The organism is Salinivibrio sp. SS2 (assembly GCF_001722075.1).
GTDB classification, from domain to species: domain Bacteria; phylum Pseudomonadota; class Gammaproteobacteria; order Enterobacterales; family Vibrionaceae; genus Salinivibrio; species Salinivibrio proteolyticus.
This window is the reverse complement of record NZ_MEBP01000085.1, coordinates 1-20,241: the sequence shown is the minus strand read 5'-3', so window position 1 is coordinate 20,241 and position 20,241 is coordinate 1. Positions and strand designations below refer to the sequence as shown.

The window sequence follows — 20,241 nt, the reverse complement described above, 5'->3', positions numbered from 1 at the left end:
CTCACCCTACTCGATGTGGCAGATGTTGCACATTAGTCGCGAAAGTTTTCGAACTGGAACGGCTGCTCAAAATCACCGTCTTTTACCAGCTGAATCACCGCTTGAAGATCATCGCGTTTTTTACCGGTTACTCGGACTTGTTCGCCTTGAATTTGTGTTTGTACTTTCATTTTGGCGTCTTTGATTGCTTTAGTGATTTTCTTGGCAACGGGGGTTTCAATGCCATTTTTGAATTTCACTTGCTGCGAGAAGCTTTTGCCTGAGTGCACCATATCTTGAATATCCATGGCACGCGAATCCACGCCACGTTTGGCAAGGTTATTACGCAGGATATCCATCATCTGGTTGAGTTGGAAATCCGCTTCAGCAGTGACTTTCACGGTTTCTTTGTCCAGCTCGAAGCTTGCTTCAACGCCACGAAAATCAAAACGCGTCGCCAGTTCGCGACTTGCATTATCTACGGCGTTCTTCAATTCAACCTTGTCGATTTCAGACACAATATCAAAAGAGGGCATAGTTCTGTCCTTTTCTCACATGACAAATGTCATGTCGCTGATCAAATAATTAATAGGCTTGATATCGCTTAGCACTTGCAGCGGCCAGTCGCTCAAGCAAGCGTTCAGTATCCTGCCAGCCAAGGCAAGGGTCGGTAATAGACTGGCCATATCGGCGCGACGCGCTATCACCCATAGGTTGGTTGCCTTCTTCTAAAAAGCTTTCTGCCATAATACCCGCAATGGCGGTACTCCCGTTAGCCAGTTGCGTCGCAATATCCTCTGCGACATCTAACTGACGGCGATGCTGTTTCTGGCAGTTGCCATGGCTAAAGTCTACCACTAATTTGGCCGGCAACCCGAAGCTCGATAAGGTTTCTGAGGCCGCTTGCACATCTTTTTGGTAGTAATTGGGTTGATGGCCGCCACGTAAAATAACGTGGCCATCAGGGTTACCCGCTGTGCGATAAATGGTCATGGTGCCATGCTTGTCTGGCGAGCAAAACAGGTGTGACTCACGGCTCGCACGAATGGCATCGACAGCGATACGAATATTGCCATCAGTGCCATTCTTAAACCCTACTGGGCAAGACAAGGCGGATGCCATTTCGCGATGGATTTGAGACTCGGTTGTACGCGCACCGATTGCCCCCCAGCTGATCAAGTCGGCAATATATTGGCCGGTGATCATATCGAGAAACTCGGTCGCAGTGGGTAAACCCATTTTATTGATATCGAGTAACAACTCACGGGCAGTGAACAGCCCAGCACGAATATCACCGCTCCCATCAAGGTGAGGATCGTTTATCAAACCTTTCCAACCGACAACCGTGCGCGGCTTTTCAAAGTAGGTACGCATGACAATCAGTAACTGATCGGAGTAAGTCTCTGCCAACCCTTTTAACCGTTTGGCGTACTCGCGTGCAGCGTCAGGATCGTGCACGGAGCAAGGCCCAATCACCACAAGTAGGCGCGGGTCATGGCCATTAAGAATTTGGCTGATTGCATGACGCGAAGCAGTAATATGGTGAGCAACATTGTCGCTGATGGGGTGGGCGGCTTCCACCTCTGCGGGCGTGGGCATGGTATCAACCACGCGGGTGCGAAGTTCATCGGTTTTCAGTGGCATAGAGGACAGCCTTCCTCACATCTTAATCTGTTGCGAAGCCAGTAAGATAGCAAAAATCGCGGCCCTTGAAAGCATGAATGTGATATCCGTAGCGTTTTTAAGGCGATTTTGACCAGAAAAATGCTGGTTAGGGCTGACGACGAGCTAATTTTTTGCCCGTCATCAGTCACCGATAGTTAGGACGAACAGCTCAATGCGAGGCCTTTATTGTCATCCGTTGGCGGGTTGGCCAAGTGCGCGAGCGACGGGTGCTCATCAAAGGGATGGGCAAGTACCGTCATTAAGTCATGGGTTGGTTGTAAGTCGCCTTTTTCAGCTGCCTCGATGGCCGCTTGGGCCAAATAGTTGCGTAAAATATACTTTGGATTGGTGCGCTGCATGCAGGCCAGACGAGTCGAATCATCCAGTGTATGCACGCGCTGTTGGTACGCGGATAGCCATTCGGTTAATGCCTGCGTGTCTTGGCAGATGGGTTTGAACTGGTTCAGGGTGCCGGCTGTTAGGAGTGCGTCACCGCGATACTGACTGAGTTGATAGAAAAAGCGCGTATAGTCGGTTTGGTTTTTCTCTAGCAATGCAAAGAGTTGATTAAACAAGTCACTGTCTGATGGCTGTGCGTCGGACAAGCCCAGCTTATCGCGCATGGCGCGGCTATAGGCAACTTGTAGTCGATGTTCAAAGCCGCCAAGAATATCGTTAATCACATCCTTATCCACGAGAGGCGTAAAGGCATAGCCCAGTGCGGACAGATTCCAAAGTGCGATGGCAGGTTGCTGATTAAATGCATAGCGACCACTGTAATCGGAATGGTTGCAGATATAACCTGGGTCGAAATCGTCTAAAAAGGCATAAGGGCCGTAATCGAAGGTCTGGCCGAGAATCGACATATTATCGGTATTCATCACACCGTGGTTAAAGCCGATGGCTTGCCACTGGGCAATCATGTCCGCCGTTCGTTCAACAATTTCTTGTAGCAGTGCCGCATAGGGTTTTTCGGCCTCGGCCAGTTCAGGGAAATGACGTGCAATCACATAGTCGGCCAGCGTGCCTAGCGCCTCATGCTGCTGACTGTAAAACAAGTACTCGAAGTGGCCAAAACGGACGTGACTCTCGGTAACGCGAAGTAGCGTTGCGGCAGTTTCGATGCGCTCGCGCATGACTGGGGTATCGCTGGTGGCCATCGCAAGTGCCTGTGTGGTCGGAATGTTGAGCCCTGTCATGGCGGCACTGGCGAGATACTCGCGGAGCGTCGAGCGTAACACCGCTCTTCCATCACCGTGGCGGCTGTATGGCGTTTTTCCCGCTCCTTTTAGGTGCCAATCCCACAAGGTGCCATCGGCATCGCGCCATTCCCCTAACAAGACACCACGGCCATCGCCGAGCGCGGGATTATATTGACCAAACTGGTGACCGGTGTATTTCATCGCAAACGGTGTTCGGCCGGCTAACGGCTGCTCTGCGGATAAAATTGCCCGAAACGTCTCCGAGGTGAGCTCGGATTCATTCAATCCAAGCTGTTTTGCCACTTCGGCGTTATAGGTGAAAAGCCGACCGTTTTCGAGCGCGGTTGGCGTGACGTGTTCGCCAAATGCACTGCCAAGCTGGCTAAAACTAAAGCTGATATGTGAGCCGTTAAATACTGCCATGAATTCCCCCTATGGTCTTCACTCAAGCCTAACAGGGATTGCGTCGCTAACAAGAGACAGAAAGTAAGGGTATAGCGGGAAATAGGCAGTGCTTGATGGATTTTTATCCGTTTGAGTGGTGTTTTGGCTGCGCATATCAAGATGAAATTGCGTATACTCACCGCCATTACTTTCTACAGCGTTGAGACAATGATTAAACTAGGCCAATACAACACATTGACGGTAGTGAAGCAGGCAGACTTCGGGGTGTTTCTTGATGGTGATGAGTTCGGCAATATTTTGCTGCCAACCCGGTACGTCCCTGAAAATACCCGTGTCGGCGACGAGCTCAAGGTGTTTATCTATTTCGATTCCGAAGACGATATTATCGCCACTACTGAAACGCCATTGGCTCAAGTGGGTGAGTTTGCATCTTTGCGCTGTGTTGGTATCAATTCGGTTGGCGCGTTTGTCGATTGGGGCTTGAGCAAAGACTTGTTGGTGCCTTTTAGTGAGCAACGCACGCGAATGGAAGAGGGTAAACCTTATGTGGTTCGCGTCTACACGGATAAAGCCTCGGGCCGTATCGTCGCTAGCCGCAAATTCAACAAGTTTATCAGCGACGAAAAGCCGCGTTTAAAAGCGGGCGATAAAGTGTCGGTAATCATTACGGATATCACGGATCTCGGCTTTAAGTGTGTGGTGAATAATCAGCACTGGGGGCTTATTTATCGCGCTGAAGCGTTCGGGAAGCTCTTTATCGGTAAGAAGTTGAGTGCGTTTGTGAAAATGGTGCGCGACGATGGTAAGTTGGATCTTGCTCTACAAAAACACGGTAAAGCGCGGGTTGATGATTTAAGCGATAAAATTTTGCAAACCCTAGATAAAAAAGGGGGCTTTTTGCCGCTTAACGACAAAAGCTCCCCGGATGCGATTTTTGCCTTGTTCCGCACCAGTAAAGCGACCTTTAAAAAGACCTTGGGTGGTTTGTACAAGCAACGCAAGATTCGTATTGAAGCGGATGGCATTTACCGCGTTAAGTGACGGCGTCACGCAAGACAAGAGAAAAAAAGGCTCGGAACGTCCTGTTCCGAGCTCAGGGAAAGGGCTCATTGGAGCCAGATGCCAATTTAGGTTGTGATTCTATTAAAGTGTAGTTTATCAATACAGCTTTGCCAGTTTCTTTCCCTGCGAACTATTATCAACACCATTTCATATCGATTAAAACAAGTTGCTATCGCGAACTTGATCGCGAGGTAGACCATTTTTAATCCGATTCCCGACCCATTTGCCGAGTCCGAGCACGTCTCCTTGATAGGTCACAATGACATCGCCTTTTTCTGGCGTTTGCTCGGGCCAAATGTCGCGTCCTTGATACCATTCAACGGCTTGTGTCTTGGTGAGCGCAATGGTTTTACATTCAGCGAGTGACTGGGTGCTCAGTGCGATAATCGCCTCGTGTTGCCAGCGATAACCTTTGCGGTGGGTTTCGGCTAACTTGATCCCAATGCGGTCAAACTTCACTTCGCCTAACATAGGTTCGATAGCTGAAGGGAATAGCCATACCTCTTTGTCACGCAACCATAGCGTGGCCGCATCCGGCAGCGATAGCCCAAGTTCCTTTTTAAAGGTGGCGCTTATCTGTTGACTGTCTTTTTGACTCGCCGGTGAAAATGGAAATTTGCCCAGTCGCTTTTTTACACTTGGTGGAGTGGCGGATGCATGTTTACGAATGCGGGCGACAAAAAAACCCTCGCTGTCAAAAATCTGAGGGTAGAGATGTAAAAAGCCTTCGTCGGTTAGGGCTTGCTCGGCACCCAGGAATAAATCCTTCAGTGACTCAAAAGTGACAGCGTCACCATAAGTTTGCTTGAGCCAGTGGCAAACCGACTGATTTTCGGTGTGGTTCAAGGTACAGGTTGAATACACCAGCACGCCGCCTGGTTTCAGTGCGTGAAACGCGCTATCAATCAGAGCTTGTTGGGTCTGTGCAATGTCATCCACTGAGGCAAGGCTCCAGTTATTCATCGCATCAGGATCTTTGCGAATGGTTCCTTCGCCAGAGCAGGGCGCGTCGAGCAGAATGGCGTCAAATTGCTCGGGTAGCCAGCCGCCGAATACACGGCCATCAAAGTGGGTCAGTGCAACGTTTCTTACCCCACAGCGTTGTACATTGGCATGTAGCCCTTTGATGCGGCTCGCTGAAAACTCATTCGCGACCAAAATACCGCTGTTTTGCATGGAGGCTGCCAACTGCGTGGTTTTTGAGCCCGGCGCGGCCGCAACATCAAGCACATGCTGCCAATCAGGGGCTTGGCCCGGTTCATGCTCGCCTGCCAGCAAGGCAGTGACCGGCATCATCGAGCTTGCTTCTTGAATGTAAAACAGTCCCGCCATGTGTTCAGCCGTATTGCCTAATGGCACTTTGTCATCGTCTTGTCGCTCAATCCAAAACCCTGTGTCACACCAAGGTACGGGAGTCAGTGTCCAATGATGTTCTGCGGCACGTTGCTTAAATGCATCGACGGAAATTTTTAACGTATTGACACGAATACTGCGGCGCAGAGGACGCTGACAGGCAGCGACAAACTCGTCCATGGAGAGGTGCGAGGGCATTGTCGCCTGTATTTGGGCTAAGAAAGCCTCTGGCAGTGAGATATTGGGGTGCAAAACAGGATCTCTTGTTGATTAACTCAAAATTAGCAGCGCAAGATTGTAAACAGATCTTGGTCCTGAGTGTAGGTCGCGGGAGGAGAAAGTCGGTAATTTTGCTCAAAAAGGGCAGCCAAAGAAAATGGCTGCCCGAAAAGATAGCGCTAGGGCTTGGGGATCGCCGTGCGCCACGCAACCCATTCCGCTTTGGGTTCACGGTGCAACAAGTAGTGGCGTTTGTCGTTAGCTTTGGGGGCCAACGGAGAGGTGTCGGGCGTTGCAAAGGCGATTCCACCTTTCAGTAGGCTATCAATGGTGCCGCTTTTTAAGTTGGCACCGGTCAAACCAATCGACACATCCACGCCGGATTGATTCCAAAACACCGTGTTTTCTCGCACCAGATGTGCATACTGCGGCGTGATCTGGACACTGAATAAAACGCGGTCAGCAAACTCGCCCAATTGCACTTTGGAGACAGTGCCTACCTCCATATCGCGATAGAGGATTGGGGTGCCAACAGTAATGGAATGACGTGCATCACTTTCAAGCACGAGTGACAGGCCCCGCGGGTATTTGGGTGAAGCATGTAATTTGAATTGCTGCTTGAATTCGCCCGCACCGGGCACGACTGAAATATAGGTTCCAAACAAAGAATCTAGGTTCTCAGTTTTTGTTAGGCTGAGTACTGGCTGGGTTAGCCAGTAATAGCTCCCTTGACGGGCGAGCTCATTTTTATACTCAGGATACAAACGACCGTGCACGCGGACTGATTGAGTCTTAAAATCCGGCTCTAGCTGGATAATCTCGCCAACATCTACCCCTTGATAGCGGATTGCGCTGCCAACCTTTAACCCTTTGGCTTCGTCCGTGTTGAGTACAATATCGACCCCGTAACGTGCTGCGTCTTTTCGTGAGGGGTAGAGCTTCCAGTCGCCTTGGCGTTTGTTGCTAATGCCCGGCATAGAGCCAAAGGCGATACCGCCACTGAGTAAAGAACGAAGCGAGCCTGTGTTGATTTCTACGCCACTTAAGTTGGCTTTGATGTCGAGACCGGATTGATTCCAAAATACTGTGTCGCGGTTTATCAGGTGGCGATAGCGATTGTTAACGGCAATCGATATCGTGACGCTTTTGCCATTCAGCTGGTAGCCTTCCACTTGCCCGACGATAAAATTGCGATACATGACTGGACTGCCCTCGTTAATGCTTGGCAGTGCATCAGCCACTAGGGTAAAGCGGGTTTTGCCTTGCGCGTCTTCTCGCGCGTGTTTGGCTTGGATACGTGAGGTATAGAGCGGATAGCTATCGCGTACACCTTGCTTGCCTTGGCTAGTAAAGCTTAATGCGGGATCGGCTATTTGCTCCATAGCAGGCACTACCACATCGAGCCCATTGCCGCTCAACTCACCGGTAATTCCCCCTAATATAAAGAATTGCGATTGTTGTTTGACCAGGTGACGGTATTGCGGATAGATCACCGCTTTTATCGTGACGGTGTCACTTTCGTTGAGGCCGATGTGGTCAATAAAGCCCACCTGAATGCCGCGATGGAGCACTTTGGTACGAGGCGTAAGGCCGTAAGCGTCATCGGCGTCGAGCGTAACTACCAAGGCATCGGCGGCCTCTTTTTGTTGCTGCTGCCACGTGCTGGCTGAGAAGCGATAATGACTATCAACAGCCGGAGCATCAGGGGAGCCGGGCACCACGGATAAGAAGTTCCCCAACACCAGGTTGCCGATATTTTTAAGACCGTTAAAACCAATCTGTGGTTGTTCGATGGTGATTTGGGTCTCTTGATTGAACAGCCACAGCATACTTGGGTCAATGGCGGCTGTGGCAGACGCGTTTTGGCTGTCAGGGTCGATGCGAATCTCGGTAATCTCACCGATCTGCAGTCCTTGATAGGTCACTCGGGCGCCAGCGCCTTGAATACCGTGGTTGGTGGGCAAAGCAATTTCAATGGTTTGACCTCGCTCGGCCGCACTCAGGCTTGGGTATAACCGAAAGCTATCATTATGCGACGCTTGTCGGCTGGTACTCGGTGAATCAAACGTCACACCGCCGGCCACCAAGCTGGCAAGACTATCAAGTTCAACATCGACCCCAGACAGATCGACATTCGCTTTCAAACCACTAACGGACCAAAACCGCGTGTCTTGCTTCACCAATGAACTGAACTCAGGTTTGATCAATGCAGACAGGGTGACGCCTTGATTATCATCATCAAGACGATAACTGTAGATCTCGCCGACTTGGATTTTACGGTAATAAAGTGGCGAGCCGATATTGAGCGAGCCCAAGGTCGGTGCGTGGAGCTTAAAGGTCGTGCCAGCTTTATCCGTCATCTCAGCGGGGGGCTCATCACGCGCGGTAAAGCGAAGGCTAGGTTCACCCGTTCCCGGCTGAAGGGCGATGTAATTCCCCGACACCAGTGTTTCAAGGCCGCTGATCCCCGTTAACGACGCGCGTGGTTTCACTAACCAGAACTCACTGCCGGTCGTCAGTAACTGCTTGGCCTCTGGATAAATCGTGGCATCGACATAAATGCCATTGAGATCATCCGCCAAGGTGATATTGCGAACCTTACCGACTTCTAGCCCTTGGTAACGAATGGTTGTTCGTTCCGCTTCTAAGCCTTGCGCATCGCTGAATAGAATTTGAATCCGCTGTCCGGCTTCATTAATGGATTGAAAAACGAGCCATCCCGCTAAGCCTAGCGCCAAGATAGGCAAGATCCATAAAGGAGAAAGGCCATAGGTAGTCTTAATGGTTGGCGTCGGCACGTCGTGTTTGTCGCTCATGATGATCCCATATCAAACGCGTATCAAGAAGGTCAGTGGCCAGCATAGTGAGTACCACCACAATACCAAAAGCAATGGCGCCAGGGCCGGGTGTAAAGTCCATAATGCGGCCACGATCAACGAGCGCGACCATAAATGCAATCACGAATAAGTCCATCATTGACCACTTGCCAATCCATTTCACACCTCTATACAGCCACATGCGTTGGCGTGGTGTAATGGCGACAGAGGTATGCAAGCTAATCAGAATGAAACCAAGTCCGAGAATCTTTGCTACCGGCACAATGATACTGGCGGTAAAAATTATCGCCGCTATTCCCGGCATACCATTGTTAATCAGGCTGGCAACGCCAGAAAATATCGTGTCTTCGAGTCGGATGCCGTTCGAGAAAAAAATCGAGATTGGATAAAGGTTGGCGGGCAACAAAAAGACCGCAGCGGTGAGCAGACACGCCCATGTTTTTTGCTCGCTGCGTAGCAGGCGAACGTGTAGGGGACGCTCACAACGTTGGCAATGGGTTTGAGTACCGTGGTATTGCGTCAAGCCACAGTGATCGCAACGAATCAAATTATGGATACTGGTGACAGGTTTAGGGGCTAAGAACGCATCCCAGTAGCGTCGGGTATTAACACGTACAAGCAACACCGAAAGCAGAATTTGTAGCGTGGCGTAGCAGGCAAGCCCCAATGAAAAGCGAAGTTCGGCGTAGTCTTGGATTTTAAAGCACGCAATCGCCAAGCTAACCATAAACACATCCGCCATGGCCCAATGACGGAGGTGGTCAATCAGCGTCACGGTAGGCCGGAAAAGGCGAATGTTGCCGTGACGGCGCGCCAAGTGCATGACCAGAATGGCTAAGGTAAAAAGGAGTGGTGCAAGGCTGGCACAAAAGACCACCAGCGCAGTGACAAAGGGATAGCTGGTCCATAGAAGGTTCGCGCCAGTCAGCACCGATGCGCTAATATCCTTGCCTAATAGATTGATTGATAACAGCGGTAGCCCATGGGCGGGGAAAAATAGCACCAGTACGGTTAGCGCAATGGCCAACTCACCGTTAAACGATAATCGACGTCCTTGCTGCAATTTGGTGGCGCAGCGTGGGCAGACGGCAAGGTGATCCCAATCGGTCTCGCAACCGGTCAACACAAGATCGCAACCGGGACAGCGAATTAACCCTGTCCGTGGTTGGGGCTCAAGACGAGTGACCGATTGCGTGCGCATGCTACTTCCCTGCTGCCTGTTGAATGGTGCCATAAAGCGTTTGGTAAACACCCGGGGCGGTCACCAACTCGCCGTGGGTGCCTTTTTGGGTGACTTGGCCATCCTCCAGCACATAAATCAAATCCGCTTCTTTCACCGCAGAGAGCCGATGCGCGACAATCAGGGTGGTGCGACCGGCTAAGAAGGTATGCATCGCTTGGTGCAATGCCCGCTCTGTTGCGGTATCCAATGCCGATGTAGCTTCATCTAGAATGACCAGTTTCGGGTCGCCAAGCAACATTCTCGCGATGGCGACGCGTTGACGTTGCCCGCCCGATAAACGGATCCCTTGTCGTCCTAGCGGTGTATCTAGCCCTTGAGTGAGCTTATTCACGACATCGCCAAGTTGCGCCTGTTCTAGCGCGTGCCAAAGCTCGCTATCAGTTACATCTCGCCCCAAGCTCAAATTATTACGTAGGGTATCGTTAAACAACATGGGTTGTTGTAGTACCACCGCAATCTGTTGGCGAAGCGCGGCTAAATTAAGCTGATTGATCGAATAGCCGTTATAGCGAATATCGCCGCGTTCAACCGGATAAAGGCCCAGTAGCAATTGGATTAACGTTGACTTACCGCCACCACTGGCGCCGACCAATGCGACACGCTGTCCCGCTGGGATATGCATATTCAAGCCATTGAGAACAGATTTATCTTCATCATAGGCGAAGTGCAGATCCTCAATCTCGATATCCAAGGCTGTATTGTCGCTATCGCTTGGATTTTGGCCGTCAGGACGGCGTGCCTCTTCTTGCAAACTCAACACATCGTTGACTCGATTCATGGCTGCTTTAGCGCTATACCATGCAAACTGGATCCCTAACAGTTCCTGAACCGGACCCAACATAAACCAAAGATAGCCGAACACAGCAAACATTTGGCCAATGGTCAGATCACTAAAAAAGACCATGCCCATCGCCACAGCGCGGAAAAGTTCAAAGCCAATCAAAAACATCAAAAATGATAAGCGTCCCGCGGCCTCTGACTGCCAAGCATATTTATCGGCACTGACCTTAATATCGCCTGCACTTTGATCCAATTGGTGAAGGTATTCACGCTCTCGGTTGGCGGCGCGGAGTTGGTAAAGCCCATCGAGTGTATCGACGAGACGTTGCTGGAAGCGCTCAAATGCTTGGTTTTCTCGTTTTTTAAGATGTTTAACCCGTTGGCCTAGAGCGCGACTTAAGGCAACCACGATCGGGTTGATGAGCAAAATAAAAAGCCCTAACCGCCAATCCAGCCACAAAAGCACCACCGCGGTGCCCATTACGGTGAGAATGCCGATAATAAACTTACTCAACGTAGTACCAATAAATTTATCAATGGTTTCGACATCGGTCACCAAATGAGACGTTAACCCGCCACTGCCGCGCAGTTCATACTCTTGCATACTCACACGGCCTAATTTCGCAATCAGGTGTTGACGAATTTTATAGGTAATGGCTTTGCCGACCAGGGTGAACTGACGGCTTTGAAGGATGTTAAGCGCTTGGCTGGTGGCACGCATCAACACCACAATGACAAGCACCGCCGCGATATAAAAAGCGGCATGTTGCCAAGCTTGTGGCAATACGTGGTTTAGCACCGCGAGCCCCCAATCGGGTTTATCGAGCAGCACTTCATCGACCAGTAAAGGCATCAGTAAGGGAATGGGCACGCTGATCAGGGTGGCGGCAATTGCCACAATATTGGCCCAAATCAGGCGGGTACGATGAGGTCGGGCTTGGTCAAGAAGCCAGCGCCAAGTAATCATAAATCAAGATACTCAATTGAAATGTCTTTGGATTATTTCTATTGTAATGGTCTTGTTGTTTGAGATGCAGTGATTTATGGAAAACAAAGCTGATTTTTACCGTCTGTTAACCCAACAAGCGGTTGCTTTATGTGAGGGCGAGCCAAGTTTGATTGCAAAACTGGCGAACGTGAGCGCATTACTGAATAGCCAACTTGAAGACATTAACTGGGTGGGTTTTTACTTGAGTGATGGCAAAGAGTTGGTGTTGGGACCATTTCAGGGGCTGCCGGCGTGCGTTCGGATCCCATTTGAAAAAGGGGTTTGCGGCGCCGCCTTTAGCCAAGATAAAGTCATGCGGATTGAAGACGTACACGCATTTGAGGGGCATATAGCCTGTGATGCCGCCAGTAACGCTGAACTTGTCGTCCCGGTTAGAATCGACAACCAACTCCAAGCTGTGCTTGATATTGATAGCCCAACCGTGGGTCGTTTTGACCAAGAAGATGAACAGGGCCTGACTACCTTGGTCAAAGAAATGCAAAAACACCTGTAATTTCGTCAATCTCGGTAGTTTTTTAATATCAGGTATCTATAATACGCACCACTTTCATACTTAAATACACGTAGATATTCTGCTGCAGCTTGACTACAGCAGGCCAGGAAAAAACATGGAAAATACTGAAAAGCTCGCGAACAGCAAAGAAGTCATTGCCTACATTGCTGAACGTTTCCCTAAATGTTTTACTGTTGAAGGCGAAGCCAAGCCACTAAAAATTGGCATTTTTCAAGATCTTGCAGAACGCTTGAATGATGACCCTAAGGTAAGCAAAACCCAATTGCGAGCCGCGCTTCGCCAGTACACGTCTTCCTGGCGTTATCTGCACAGCGTGAAACCGGGTGCGTCACGCGTCGATCTCGATGGCAACGCGTGTGGCGAGCTAGAACAAGAACATATTGATCACGCGGCTCAAACTCTTGCTGAAAGCAAAGCGCGTGCGGCGGAACGTCGTAAGCAACAAGCGAAAAAAGCAGACGGTCAAGGCAAAACGCCAGCTAAAGGCAAAAAAGCGGCAGCTCAAACGGCAAAAGCTCGTACGAGTAAACCAAAGCCAGCTAAAATGACTAAGAAAGCTAAAGAGCCACGTCGCGAACTCAGCGCCAGCGACGTTGTCGTAGGAAAAGACGTAAATGTGAACATGGGCAATGGTAATCTACCAGCGACCATTGTTGAAATTAACAAGGATGAGGTGCGTGTTCGTCTTACTAACGGTTTGACCATGTTAGTGAAAGCGGAGCACCTCAGCGCCTAAAGGAGACTCCTCGACGCATGTTTTGTCGACGCCGCTTTTCGGCTATCGCTGCCAGCTTGATGCTGGCAGCGTCTGCCCAGGCCGTAGAGGCCAACTTTCAACTCAGTGATTTGCCAACACTTTCCGCTGAACCCCAACACAAAACCGCTTCAAAGCGTGTCACCTCGCGCTTTACCCGCTCGCATTACAAGCAGTTTTCTCTCGACGATGCTTTCTCGGCAGGGATCTTTGAGCGTTATCTCGAGACGTTAGATTACAACCGTGTCTTTTTAACCCAGAGCGATGTCGATACCTTATCGCGTTGGAAAGATCGGCTGGACGATCAGCTCAAAGAGGGGGAAACCGACGCGGCCTACGAAATCTACAATTTGGTACTCAAAAAGCGCTTTGAGCGATACCAATATGCACTCGAGGTTCTCGATAAGCCGTTTGATTTCTCTAAAGACGAGTCAATGGTTCTCGACCGTACCGAACTGCCTTGGGCGGCCAATGAGCAAGAACTCGATGCTATTTGGGATAAGCGAATTAAAAACGATGCGTTGAATCTCCGTCTAACGGGGAAAGACGATGACGATATTCGCGAAACCCTAGGTAAGCGCTATAACAGCGCATTGAAGCGTCTCACCCAAAGTCACAGTGAGGACGTGTTTCAAGTCTACATGAACGCCTTTGCGCGAGAAGTGGACCCGCACACTAGCTATCTTTCTCCGCGCAATGCTGAGCAGTTCCAATCTGAGATGAACCTGTCACTCGAAGGGATTGGTGCGGTTTTGCAGGTGAAGGATGAATATACAGTGATTCGTTCGCTGGTGGCTGGTGGCCCTGCCTCAAAGTCTAAACAGTTATCGCCGGGGGATCGCATTATCGGTGTCGGTCAAGAAGACGAGGCGATGGTGGATGTGATTGGCTGGCGACTCGACGATGTCGTAGAGCTGATCAAGGGGCCGAAGGGAAGCGAGGTCCGGCTACAGATTTTGCCTGAAGGCGCCAACGCAAAAAGTTACAGCGTCACTATTACCCGAGACAAAATCCGCTTAGAAGACCGCGCGGTGAAATCGGATGTGATTGAACGTGGCGATCAAAAAGTAGGGGTGCTGACGGTACCGGGCTTTTATGTTGGCTTGGCCGAAGATACCAAGAAAGAATTGGCAGCGCTTACTGCGAAAAATGTCAGTGGTATCGTAGTGGACTTGCGTAATAACGGTGGCGGCGCTTTGAGTGAAGCAACAGCGTTGAGTGGCTTGTTCATCGACAAAGGTCCGATTGTACAAGTGCGCGATAGCTACGGTCGGGTTAAGGTCAATAATGACAGTGATGGCAAGAGTTTCTACAACGGGCCGATGACGGTACTGATTAACCGTTACAGTGCGTCGGCGTCAGAGATTTTTGCTGCGGCCATGCAAGACTATCACCGTGCAATTGTGCTTGGCGAACAATCATTCGGTAAAGGTACAGTGCAACAGCACCGCTCGTTAAACCATATTTATGATTTGTTCGAAAAGCCTTTAGGTTACGTGCAATACACCATTCAAAAATTTTATCGCATCAGTGGTGGCAGTACCCAAAATAAAGGCGTGGTACCTGATATTGCGTTCCCATCGCCGGTATCACCCGATGAAACCGGAGAGAGCATGGAAGACAACGCGTTGCCATGGGATCAAATTGCTCCTGCGGAATACTCGGCAATGAAGCTACCTGCTGACGTGATTGATGCGTTGACCAAGCGCCATCAAGCCCGTATTGCCTCCGACCGTGAGTTTGGTTTTATCCGCGAAGACATTGCGCTTTATCAGCAGGAAAAAGATAAAAACAGTATTTCCTTGAATGAGAAAGTGCGTCGACAGGAAATGGACCGCGAGGATAAAGAACGTTTGGCGCGCCTAAATGCACGTCAAAAAGCCATGGGCGAACCGCCGTTTAAATCTCTCGAGGATGTGCCGAAGGATTACGAAGAACCCGACGCCTACTTAGAGGAAGCGGCGAGCATTACCAATGATCTTGCCACCCTAATCGCTAACCGTTGATCATCCTCGGTTGATGTCACGTGAAGCCTAGGCAATTGCCTAGGCTTTTTTTATGACATAGAGATGACGCGTAGATGTTGATGAACCGATAAAACGAGATCAATATCAAAAAATTGTAGCATTTTGAGATCTGCGTCTAACCTTATTGATAGGAATAACGGTCAGTGGGGTGAGGTATGCGTCTCTTACTTGGGTGTATGTTAGCGATCATCGTGTCGCTTCCGGTTCGCAGCGAAGAGCTATCTCGCGTGGATTTCCCATTGCTGCTGGGGGATTGGTATTGGTTTAGCGACATGCCCGTTGAGCAAGCCCCACATCCTTACAAAGCGATTAATCTGTCTTTTAATTCCAATTACGAGTTTCGTATCGATTTGTTGCGGCATGATGGACAACTCGAAACCGCTGCAGGGCAGTACGACATCAACGAGAACATATTACGCCTGTACGATAATGAAGGCATCGAGCAGCGGCATGCCTATCAGCTCAATCATAACCAATTGCAACTGCAAGGGGCGGTCTTTACCAAGCTTCTGCCAGAAGATTTAAGCGGTTTGTGGCGTTCTCATAGCATTTCAGGCGAAGATGTTAGTGAACACGTTGACGGGGTGTCGCTGCAATTACGGCCCGACTTCTTATTCGCGATGCAGGTGCGCGGGGATGATGGGAGCTCAGTTACTCATCGCGGAGTCTATTTGGTGGAAGGTGACAACCTAATGTTGATCTACCGGGACGGCCGTCACTCATCGCAATTTCAATTAGCAGCAGACACGTTGCGATTAACCAACGATGTGTTTGGGATGGAGGCGATTCTAGAACGGCAATAGTGCCCCAAACAAGACAACAAGCCCGTCACGCGATGAAAAAAATGCCCGCATTACAGCGGGCATTTTTGTACCTGACTCTTTAATCAATCAGTCTAAATGCCGCTTTCAGCGCACTCAAATGCGCCTCGTCTTTACAAATTGCTTTGTTTGGCTCATCAGAGATTTTGGCGACGGGTTTGCCTTGGCAGCTAGTGAGTTTGATCACCACGTTAAGGGTTTTCACGTCGGGTAGATCACAGGTTAATTGGGTACCAATTCCAAACGATGTTTGCACCCGTCCTGAAAAATGGCGATAGATATGAATAGCCTTGGCCAGCGTGAGGCTGTCAGAGAAGACCAATGTCTTAGTGTCAGGGTCGATATCATGATGCTGATAGTGGGCAATGGCTTTTTCTCCCCAAGCGATGGGATCGCCACTGTCATGACGCAGGCCGGTAAAGGCTTGCGAGAGTTCGCTGTCAAAATCGCGTAAGAAGGCATCCATATTGATGCAATCGGTCAATGCGATGCCCAGACTGTTTGGGTATTCCTTTAACCAAACACGTAGCGCGAGCTGTTGTGAATCGGCTAATGCTCCCGCCAGCTGCTGATGCGCTTGAAACCATTCATGAGCTTGGGTACCAACTGGGGGCAGGCCAAGCTCTTTCGCTAACCAAACATTGGAGGTGCCTTTTAGCGGGGGATAAGCGGCTTTCAGGCGTTTAACGATGGCATGGTGCACATCACGCGAGAAGCGGCGACGTGTGCCAAAGTCGACCAATTGAAAGTCATCGGCAAAGCCGTCTTCGGGTAAATGATTCAGTTTCTCCTCGAGTCGGGCGAGTGCGTGCTCCACACCGTACGTGGGGTAGCAGATGCGATTCCGTAACTCACAGATAATCGCGAGTAATGGCACTTCCCAGAGAATCACTTCGCACCACGGGCCAGCAATATGAATCGCCAGTTGTCCCTCTTCGATAGTGACAGTGACTTGCTCTGGGCGAAGCTGAAAGTGCTTCAGGTATGAGAGAAAATCTGCTTGATAGAGCTCGAGCGAGGCCAGATAATTTAACTCCTGCTCAGTAAAGCGCAGTGAGCCTAGCGCGTTCACTTGCGCTATCACTGCGTCTTTTAGCAGAGTTAAATTCTCATCACTCCGACAATAGAAGTCCGCGGTGACGTGAACGTCACGATAGTGATGAAAGACGGCTTGCTGCATATTCAGCTTGTATGCGTCCGTATCCAGCAGTGAAGTGATGATCGGATTGTGCATGCGTGTGGAACGCCTTACGTGTTACAAAACGAAATTGGCGTCATAGTACCGCAATTTCTGTAAAATTTAACCGTCGTCACATTATATTTCCTGCCGGATTGGCAGCCTGCGTTGACAATATGCTGCACAATTCGCCAATTTGAGAGGTTTTTCGTCACATTGACAGTTTGTGAGGCGTTTTTTACACATCGTATACGCAAACAATTGATAACAAAGTGTTAAACCTATAGTCATCTTTTTGCGAGCGCGGTATGGTATAGCACGCTGCTCGCCAAGGTTGGCGTCAGGCAGTCACTGACACGATTTGTTGGCTGAGGTACACCCAATAATAAGGATTCAACATGTCTCAACAACCCACTGCGAAATATCGTAAAGATTATCGCGCCCCTGATTTTACCATTACCGACCTAAACCTAGAGTTTGATCTTGAGCCAAACGCAACCTTGGTAACGGCCGTGAGCCAAGTAAAGCGTTTAAATGACAATGCGACCGACATTGAACTGGATGGCGAAAACCTAAAGTTAGTGCGTATCGACATCAATGGCGACGCATGGACGGCCTACAGTGAAGAGTCAGGCAAACTCATCGTCCGTGATGTGCCTGCGGCGTTCACGCTCACGATCCAAACCGAGATCGACCCAGAAAATAATTCGGCCCTTGAAGGTTTGTATATATCAGGCGGTGCGTATTGCACGCAGTGTGAAGCAGAAGGCTTCCGCCGTATTACTTACTATCTCGATCGCCCGGATGTATTGGCACGTTTCACCACCAAGGTGATTGCGGATAAAGCGTCTTATCCATACTTGCTGAGTAACGGTAACAAAATTGCGTCGGGCGAGCTGGATAATGGCCGTCATTGGGTTGAGTGGCATGATCCGTATGCAAAGCCAAGTTATCTGTTTGCGCTAGTTGCTGGTGATTTTGATGTGTTGCGTGACAGCTTTGTGACGCGTTCAGGTCGCGAAGTGGCCCTCGAAATTTTCGTGGATAAAGGCAACTTAGATCGTGCCGATCACGCCATGGTTTCGCTTAAGAATGCGATGAAATGGGATGAAACACGCTTCGACCTTGAGTATGACCTTGATATCTACATGATCGTGGCCGTTGATTTCTTCAACATGGGTGCTATGGAGAACAAAGGCCTCAATATCTTTAACTCCAAGTATGTGCTTGCCAATGCAGAGACGGCAACCGATGCCGACTATTTGGGGATTGAGGCGGTTATTGGCCACGAATACTTCCACAACTGGACGGGGAACCGAGTCACCTGCCGTGACTGGTTTCAGCTGAGCCTAAAAGAAGGGTTAACGGTTTTCCGCGATCAGGAGTTTTCGTCTGACCTGGGCTCTCGCTCGGTCAACCGTATTGAAAATGTTCGCATTATGCGCGGTCCTCAATTTGCTGAAGATGCAAGCCCGATGTCGCATCCGATCCGCCCAGAAAAAGTGATCGAAATGAATAACTTCTACACCCTGACAGTGTATGAAAAGGGCAGTGAAGTGATTCGTATGATGCACACCATTCTTGGCGAAGAAGGGTTCCAAAAAGGCGTGAAGCTCTACTTTGAACGCCATGATGGCACAGCAGCAACGTGCGATGACTTTGTGCAGGCAATGGAAGATGCCTCAGGGATTGATTTAACCCAATTCCGACGCTGGTACAGTCAGTCGGGCACGCCGGTTCTCAATGTGTCCTCAACCTATGACGATGCGACTAAACAACTGGCATTGCATGTGAAGCAACATACGCCAGCAACGGCGGATCAAGCGGAAAAACTGCCATTGTATATTCCGCTCGATATTGAACTGTATCGCGCTGATGGCAGTGTGATTGAGTTACAGCGTCACGGAGAGCCTGTACACCATATCTTGGCGGTGACTGACGCCGAACAAACCTTTATTTTCGATGCGGTGGATGAGCAGCCAGTGATTTCGTTGCTACGCGAGTTCTCTGCACCGGTGAAGCTTGAGTATGATTACCAAGATCAAGATCTAACCTTCTTGCTGCAATACGCGCGCAATGATTTTGCTCGTTGGGATGCCGGACAAAGCTTGCTGGCAAAACACATCAAGGCCAATGTGGCACGTGTGCAAAATGATGAAAAAATAGTGATTCCAGCGTCAGTGGTTGATGCTTTCCGTGGGGTACTACTGAGCGACAACACTGAACCAGCATTGATTGCAGAAGTACTCAAGTTACCTTCTGAAAACGAAGTGGCGGGCTGGTTTGATATTGTGGATGTGGATGCGATTCACATGGTCATGGCGGCTTTCAAACAGCAATTCGCGGATGAAATGGTTGATGAGCTGGAAACGGTCTATCGCCAATATACACAAGCGTCATATGAAATCAGCCATACAGCGATTGGTGAGCGTGACTTACGCAACACGTGTTTAAGCTATCTTGCACATACTGAAAACGGCAATGATTGGGTCGAAGCACAATACCGTAATGCCAACAACATGACTGATACAATGGCAGCACTGCATGCGGCCAACGCCGCGCAACTGCCATGCCGCGAGTCCTTGATGAAGCACTTTAGCGACCAGTGGCAGCATGACGGGCTAGTGATGGATAAGTGGTTTGTGCTGCAAGGTATAAATCCGGCAGAAAATGCCTTGGAAGGGGTGAAAGCACAAATGGCTCATCCGGCATTTAGCCTTAAGAATCCAAACCGAACCCGTAGTTTGATTGGTGCCTTTTGTTCGCGCAACCCCGCGCACTTCCACGCCAAAGATGGGAGTGGCTACCGATTCTTGAAAGAGATCTTGGTAACCTTAAACGAATCGAACCCGCAAGTGGCTTCGCGTTTAATCGATCCATTGCTTAAACTGGCGTATTACGACACCGAACGTCAGCAGCATATGCGCCAAGTACTACAAGAGTTGGCTGACATGGATAACTTGGCTAACGATTTGTACGAGAAAGTGCAAAAAACGCTCGAACAATAGGGCGAGCGAATCGTGATCCAATGATCATCAAGCCGTCCAATTTGGGCGGCTTTTTTGTTTGCCCAGCGAAGCTGGCAAACCCGTCAGGTTGAAAGAAACCTGAATCGCCCCGACTGAGGGGAAGATAATCCGACTCGCAAGGGCGTTGCTGGCCAACGGCAGGGTCTGAAGGAAGCGAGAGGAACG

The 20,241-nt window shown here is 49.8% G+C and carries 14 protein-coding genes; 6 read left to right on the top strand and 8 right to left on the bottom strand.

Translation table 11 applies throughout. From position 1 onward, the window contains the following. Nucleotides 1–32: 32 nt before the first annotated feature. The 3 genes from BGK46_RS10205 to BGK46_RS10195 all read right to left on the bottom strand — a co-directional run bounded on the left by BGK46_RS10205 (nucleotide 33) and on the right by BGK46_RS10195 (nucleotide 3,269). Complete coding sequence (locus tag BGK46_RS10205) at nucleotides 33–515, bottom strand: YajQ family cyclic di-GMP-binding protein (protein WP_069589080.1); 483 nt, start codon at nucleotides 513–515, stop codon at nucleotides 33–35. Nucleotides 516–564: 49 nt separating this feature from the next. After that, the gene (locus tag BGK46_RS10200) at nucleotides 565–1,623 is read right to left on the bottom strand and encodes a 3-deoxy-7-phosphoheptulonate synthase (RefSeq protein ID WP_069589079.1); all 1,059 of its coding nucleotides are present in this window, start codon (nucleotides 1,621–1,623) and stop codon (nucleotides 565–567) included. A gap of 176 nt (nucleotides 1,624–1,799) precedes the next feature. Then, nucleotides 1,800–3,269: a protein adenylyltransferase SelO gene (locus BGK46_RS10195; protein ID WP_069589078.1), complete on the bottom strand. Its 1,470-nt coding sequence runs from the start codon at nucleotides 3,267–3,269 to the stop codon at nucleotides 1,800–1,802. Between the two features lie 189 nt (nucleotides 3,270–3,458). Between BGK46_RS10195 and BGK46_RS10190 the strand changes: the two genes are divergently transcribed. Beyond that, complete coding sequence (locus BGK46_RS10190) at nucleotides 3,459–4,292, top strand: CvfB family protein (RefSeq protein ID WP_069589081.1); 834 nt, start codon at nucleotides 3,459–3,461, stop codon at nucleotides 4,290–4,292. Between the two features lie 177 nt (nucleotides 4,293–4,469). Here BGK46_RS10190 and rsmF read toward each other — a convergent pair whose 3' ends face one another. From rsmF to BGK46_RS10170, 4 genes are all read right to left on the bottom strand, one after another. Next, nucleotides 4,470–5,918, bottom strand: a complete 1,449-nt coding sequence (gene rsmF / locus BGK46_RS10185; protein ID WP_069589077.1) for a 16S rRNA (cytosine(1407)-C(5))-methyltransferase RsmF — start codon at nucleotides 5,916–5,918, stop codon at nucleotides 4,470–4,472. Between the two features lie 146 nt (nucleotides 5,919–6,064). Further along, a complete protein-coding gene (locus BGK46_RS10180) occupies nucleotides 6,065–8,701 on the bottom strand; it encodes a PqiB family protein (RefSeq protein WP_069589075.1) in 2,637 nt (878 codons plus the stop codon). Next, nucleotides 8,664–9,923, bottom strand: coding sequence for a paraquat-inducible protein A (locus BGK46_RS10175; protein WP_069589074.1), 1,260 nt, complete (start codon nucleotides 9,921–9,923; stop codon nucleotides 8,664–8,666). Before BGK46_RS10175 ends, BGK46_RS10180 begins: the two co-directional genes overlap by 38 nt. A 1-nt stretch (nucleotide 9,924) precedes the next feature. Next, nucleotides 9,925–11,712, bottom strand: a complete 1,788-nt coding sequence (locus tag BGK46_RS10170; RefSeq protein WP_069589072.1) for an ABC transporter ATP-binding protein — start codon at nucleotides 11,710–11,712, stop codon at nucleotides 9,925–9,927. A gap of 76 nt (nucleotides 11,713–11,788) precedes the next feature. Here BGK46_RS10170 and BGK46_RS10165 point away from each other — a divergent pair, with 76 nt between their 5' ends. The 4 genes from BGK46_RS10165 to BGK46_RS10150 all read left to right on the top strand — a co-directional run bounded on the left by BGK46_RS10165 (nucleotide 11,789) and on the right by BGK46_RS10150 (nucleotide 15,852). Next, nucleotides 11,789–12,247 carry a GAF domain-containing protein gene (locus BGK46_RS10165; protein WP_069589071.1) on the top strand — a complete coding sequence of 153 codons (459 nt, stop codon included), beginning with the start codon at nucleotides 11,789–11,791 and terminating at the stop codon, nucleotides 12,245–12,247. A 115-nt stretch (nucleotides 12,248–12,362) separates the two neighbouring features. Further along, the gene (gene proQ, locus BGK46_RS10160) at nucleotides 12,363–13,004 is read left to right on the top strand and encodes an RNA chaperone ProQ (protein WP_069589069.1); all 642 of its coding nucleotides are present in this window, start codon (nucleotides 12,363–12,365) and stop codon (nucleotides 13,002–13,004) included. A 17-nt stretch (nucleotides 13,005–13,021) separates the two neighbouring features. Continuing rightward, nucleotides 13,022–15,028, top strand: coding sequence for a carboxy terminal-processing peptidase (prc, locus tag BGK46_RS10155; RefSeq protein WP_069589067.1), 2,007 nt, complete (start codon nucleotides 13,022–13,024; stop codon nucleotides 15,026–15,028). 176 nt (nucleotides 15,029–15,204) lie between these two features. Continuing rightward, nucleotides 15,205–15,852, top strand: coding sequence for a hypothetical protein (locus BGK46_RS10150; RefSeq protein WP_069589065.1), 648 nt, complete (start codon nucleotides 15,205–15,207; stop codon nucleotides 15,850–15,852). Between the two features lie 79 nt (nucleotides 15,853–15,931). Here BGK46_RS10150 and pncB read toward each other — a convergent pair whose 3' ends face one another. Next, nucleotides 15,932–17,104, bottom strand: coding sequence for a nicotinate phosphoribosyltransferase (gene pncB / locus BGK46_RS10145; protein ID WP_069589062.1), 1,173 nt, complete (start codon nucleotides 17,102–17,104; stop codon nucleotides 15,932–15,934). A 341-nt stretch (nucleotides 17,105–17,445) separates the two neighbouring features. On the opposite strand from pncB, the gene pepN reads away from it, so the two are divergent. Further along, nucleotides 17,446–20,055, top strand: coding sequence for an aminopeptidase N (gene pepN / locus BGK46_RS10140; protein WP_069589061.1), 2,610 nt, complete (start codon nucleotides 17,446–17,448; stop codon nucleotides 20,053–20,055). Nucleotides 20,056–20,241 lie beyond the last annotated feature (186 nt).

What these genes read in the sequence shown, in the direction of transcription:
- BGK46_RS10205 (WP_069589080.1), bottom strand. Translation starts at nt 515, where the DNA reads ATGCCCTCTTTTGATATTGTGTCTGAAATCGACAAGGTTGAATTGAAG.
- BGK46_RS10200 (WP_069589079.1), bottom strand. Translation starts at nt 1,623, where the DNA reads ATGCCACTGAAAACCGATGAACTTCGCACCCGCGTGGTTGATACCATG.
- BGK46_RS10195 (WP_069589078.1), bottom strand. Translation starts at nt 3,269, where the DNA reads ATGGCAGTATTTAACGGCTCACATATCAGCTTTAGTTTTAGCCAGCTT.
- BGK46_RS10190 (WP_069589081.1), top strand. Translation starts at nt 3,459, where the DNA reads ATGATTAAACTAGGCCAATACAACACATTGACGGTAGTGAAGCAGGCA.
- BGK46_RS10180 (WP_069589075.1), bottom strand. Translation starts at nt 8,701, where the DNA reads ATGAGCGACAAACACGACGTGCCGACGCCAACCATTAAGACTACCTAT.
- BGK46_RS10175 (WP_069589074.1), bottom strand. Translation starts at nt 9,923, where the DNA reads ATGCGCACGCAATCGGTCACTCGTCTTGAGCCCCAACCACGGACAGGG.
- BGK46_RS10170 (WP_069589072.1), bottom strand. Translation starts at nt 11,712, where the DNA reads ATGATTACTTGGCGCTGGCTTCTTGACCAAGCCCGACCTCATCGTACC.
- BGK46_RS10165 (WP_069589071.1), top strand. Translation starts at nt 11,789, where the DNA reads ATGGAAAACAAAGCTGATTTTTACCGTCTGTTAACCCAACAAGCGGTT.
- proQ (WP_069589069.1), top strand. Translation starts at nt 12,363, where the DNA reads ATGGAAAATACTGAAAAGCTCGCGAACAGCAAAGAAGTCATTGCCTAC.
- prc (WP_069589067.1), top strand. Translation starts at nt 13,022, where the DNA reads ATGTTTTGTCGACGCCGCTTTTCGGCTATCGCTGCCAGCTTGATGCTG.
- BGK46_RS10150 (WP_069589065.1), top strand. Translation starts at nt 15,205, where the DNA reads ATGCGTCTCTTACTTGGGTGTATGTTAGCGATCATCGTGTCGCTTCCG.
- pncB (WP_069589062.1), bottom strand. Translation starts at nt 17,104, where the DNA reads ATGCACAATCCGATCATCACTTCACTGCTGGATACGGACGCATACAAG.
- pepN (WP_069589061.1), top strand. Translation starts at nt 17,446, where the DNA reads ATGTCTCAACAACCCACTGCGAAATATCGTAAAGATTATCGCGCCCCT.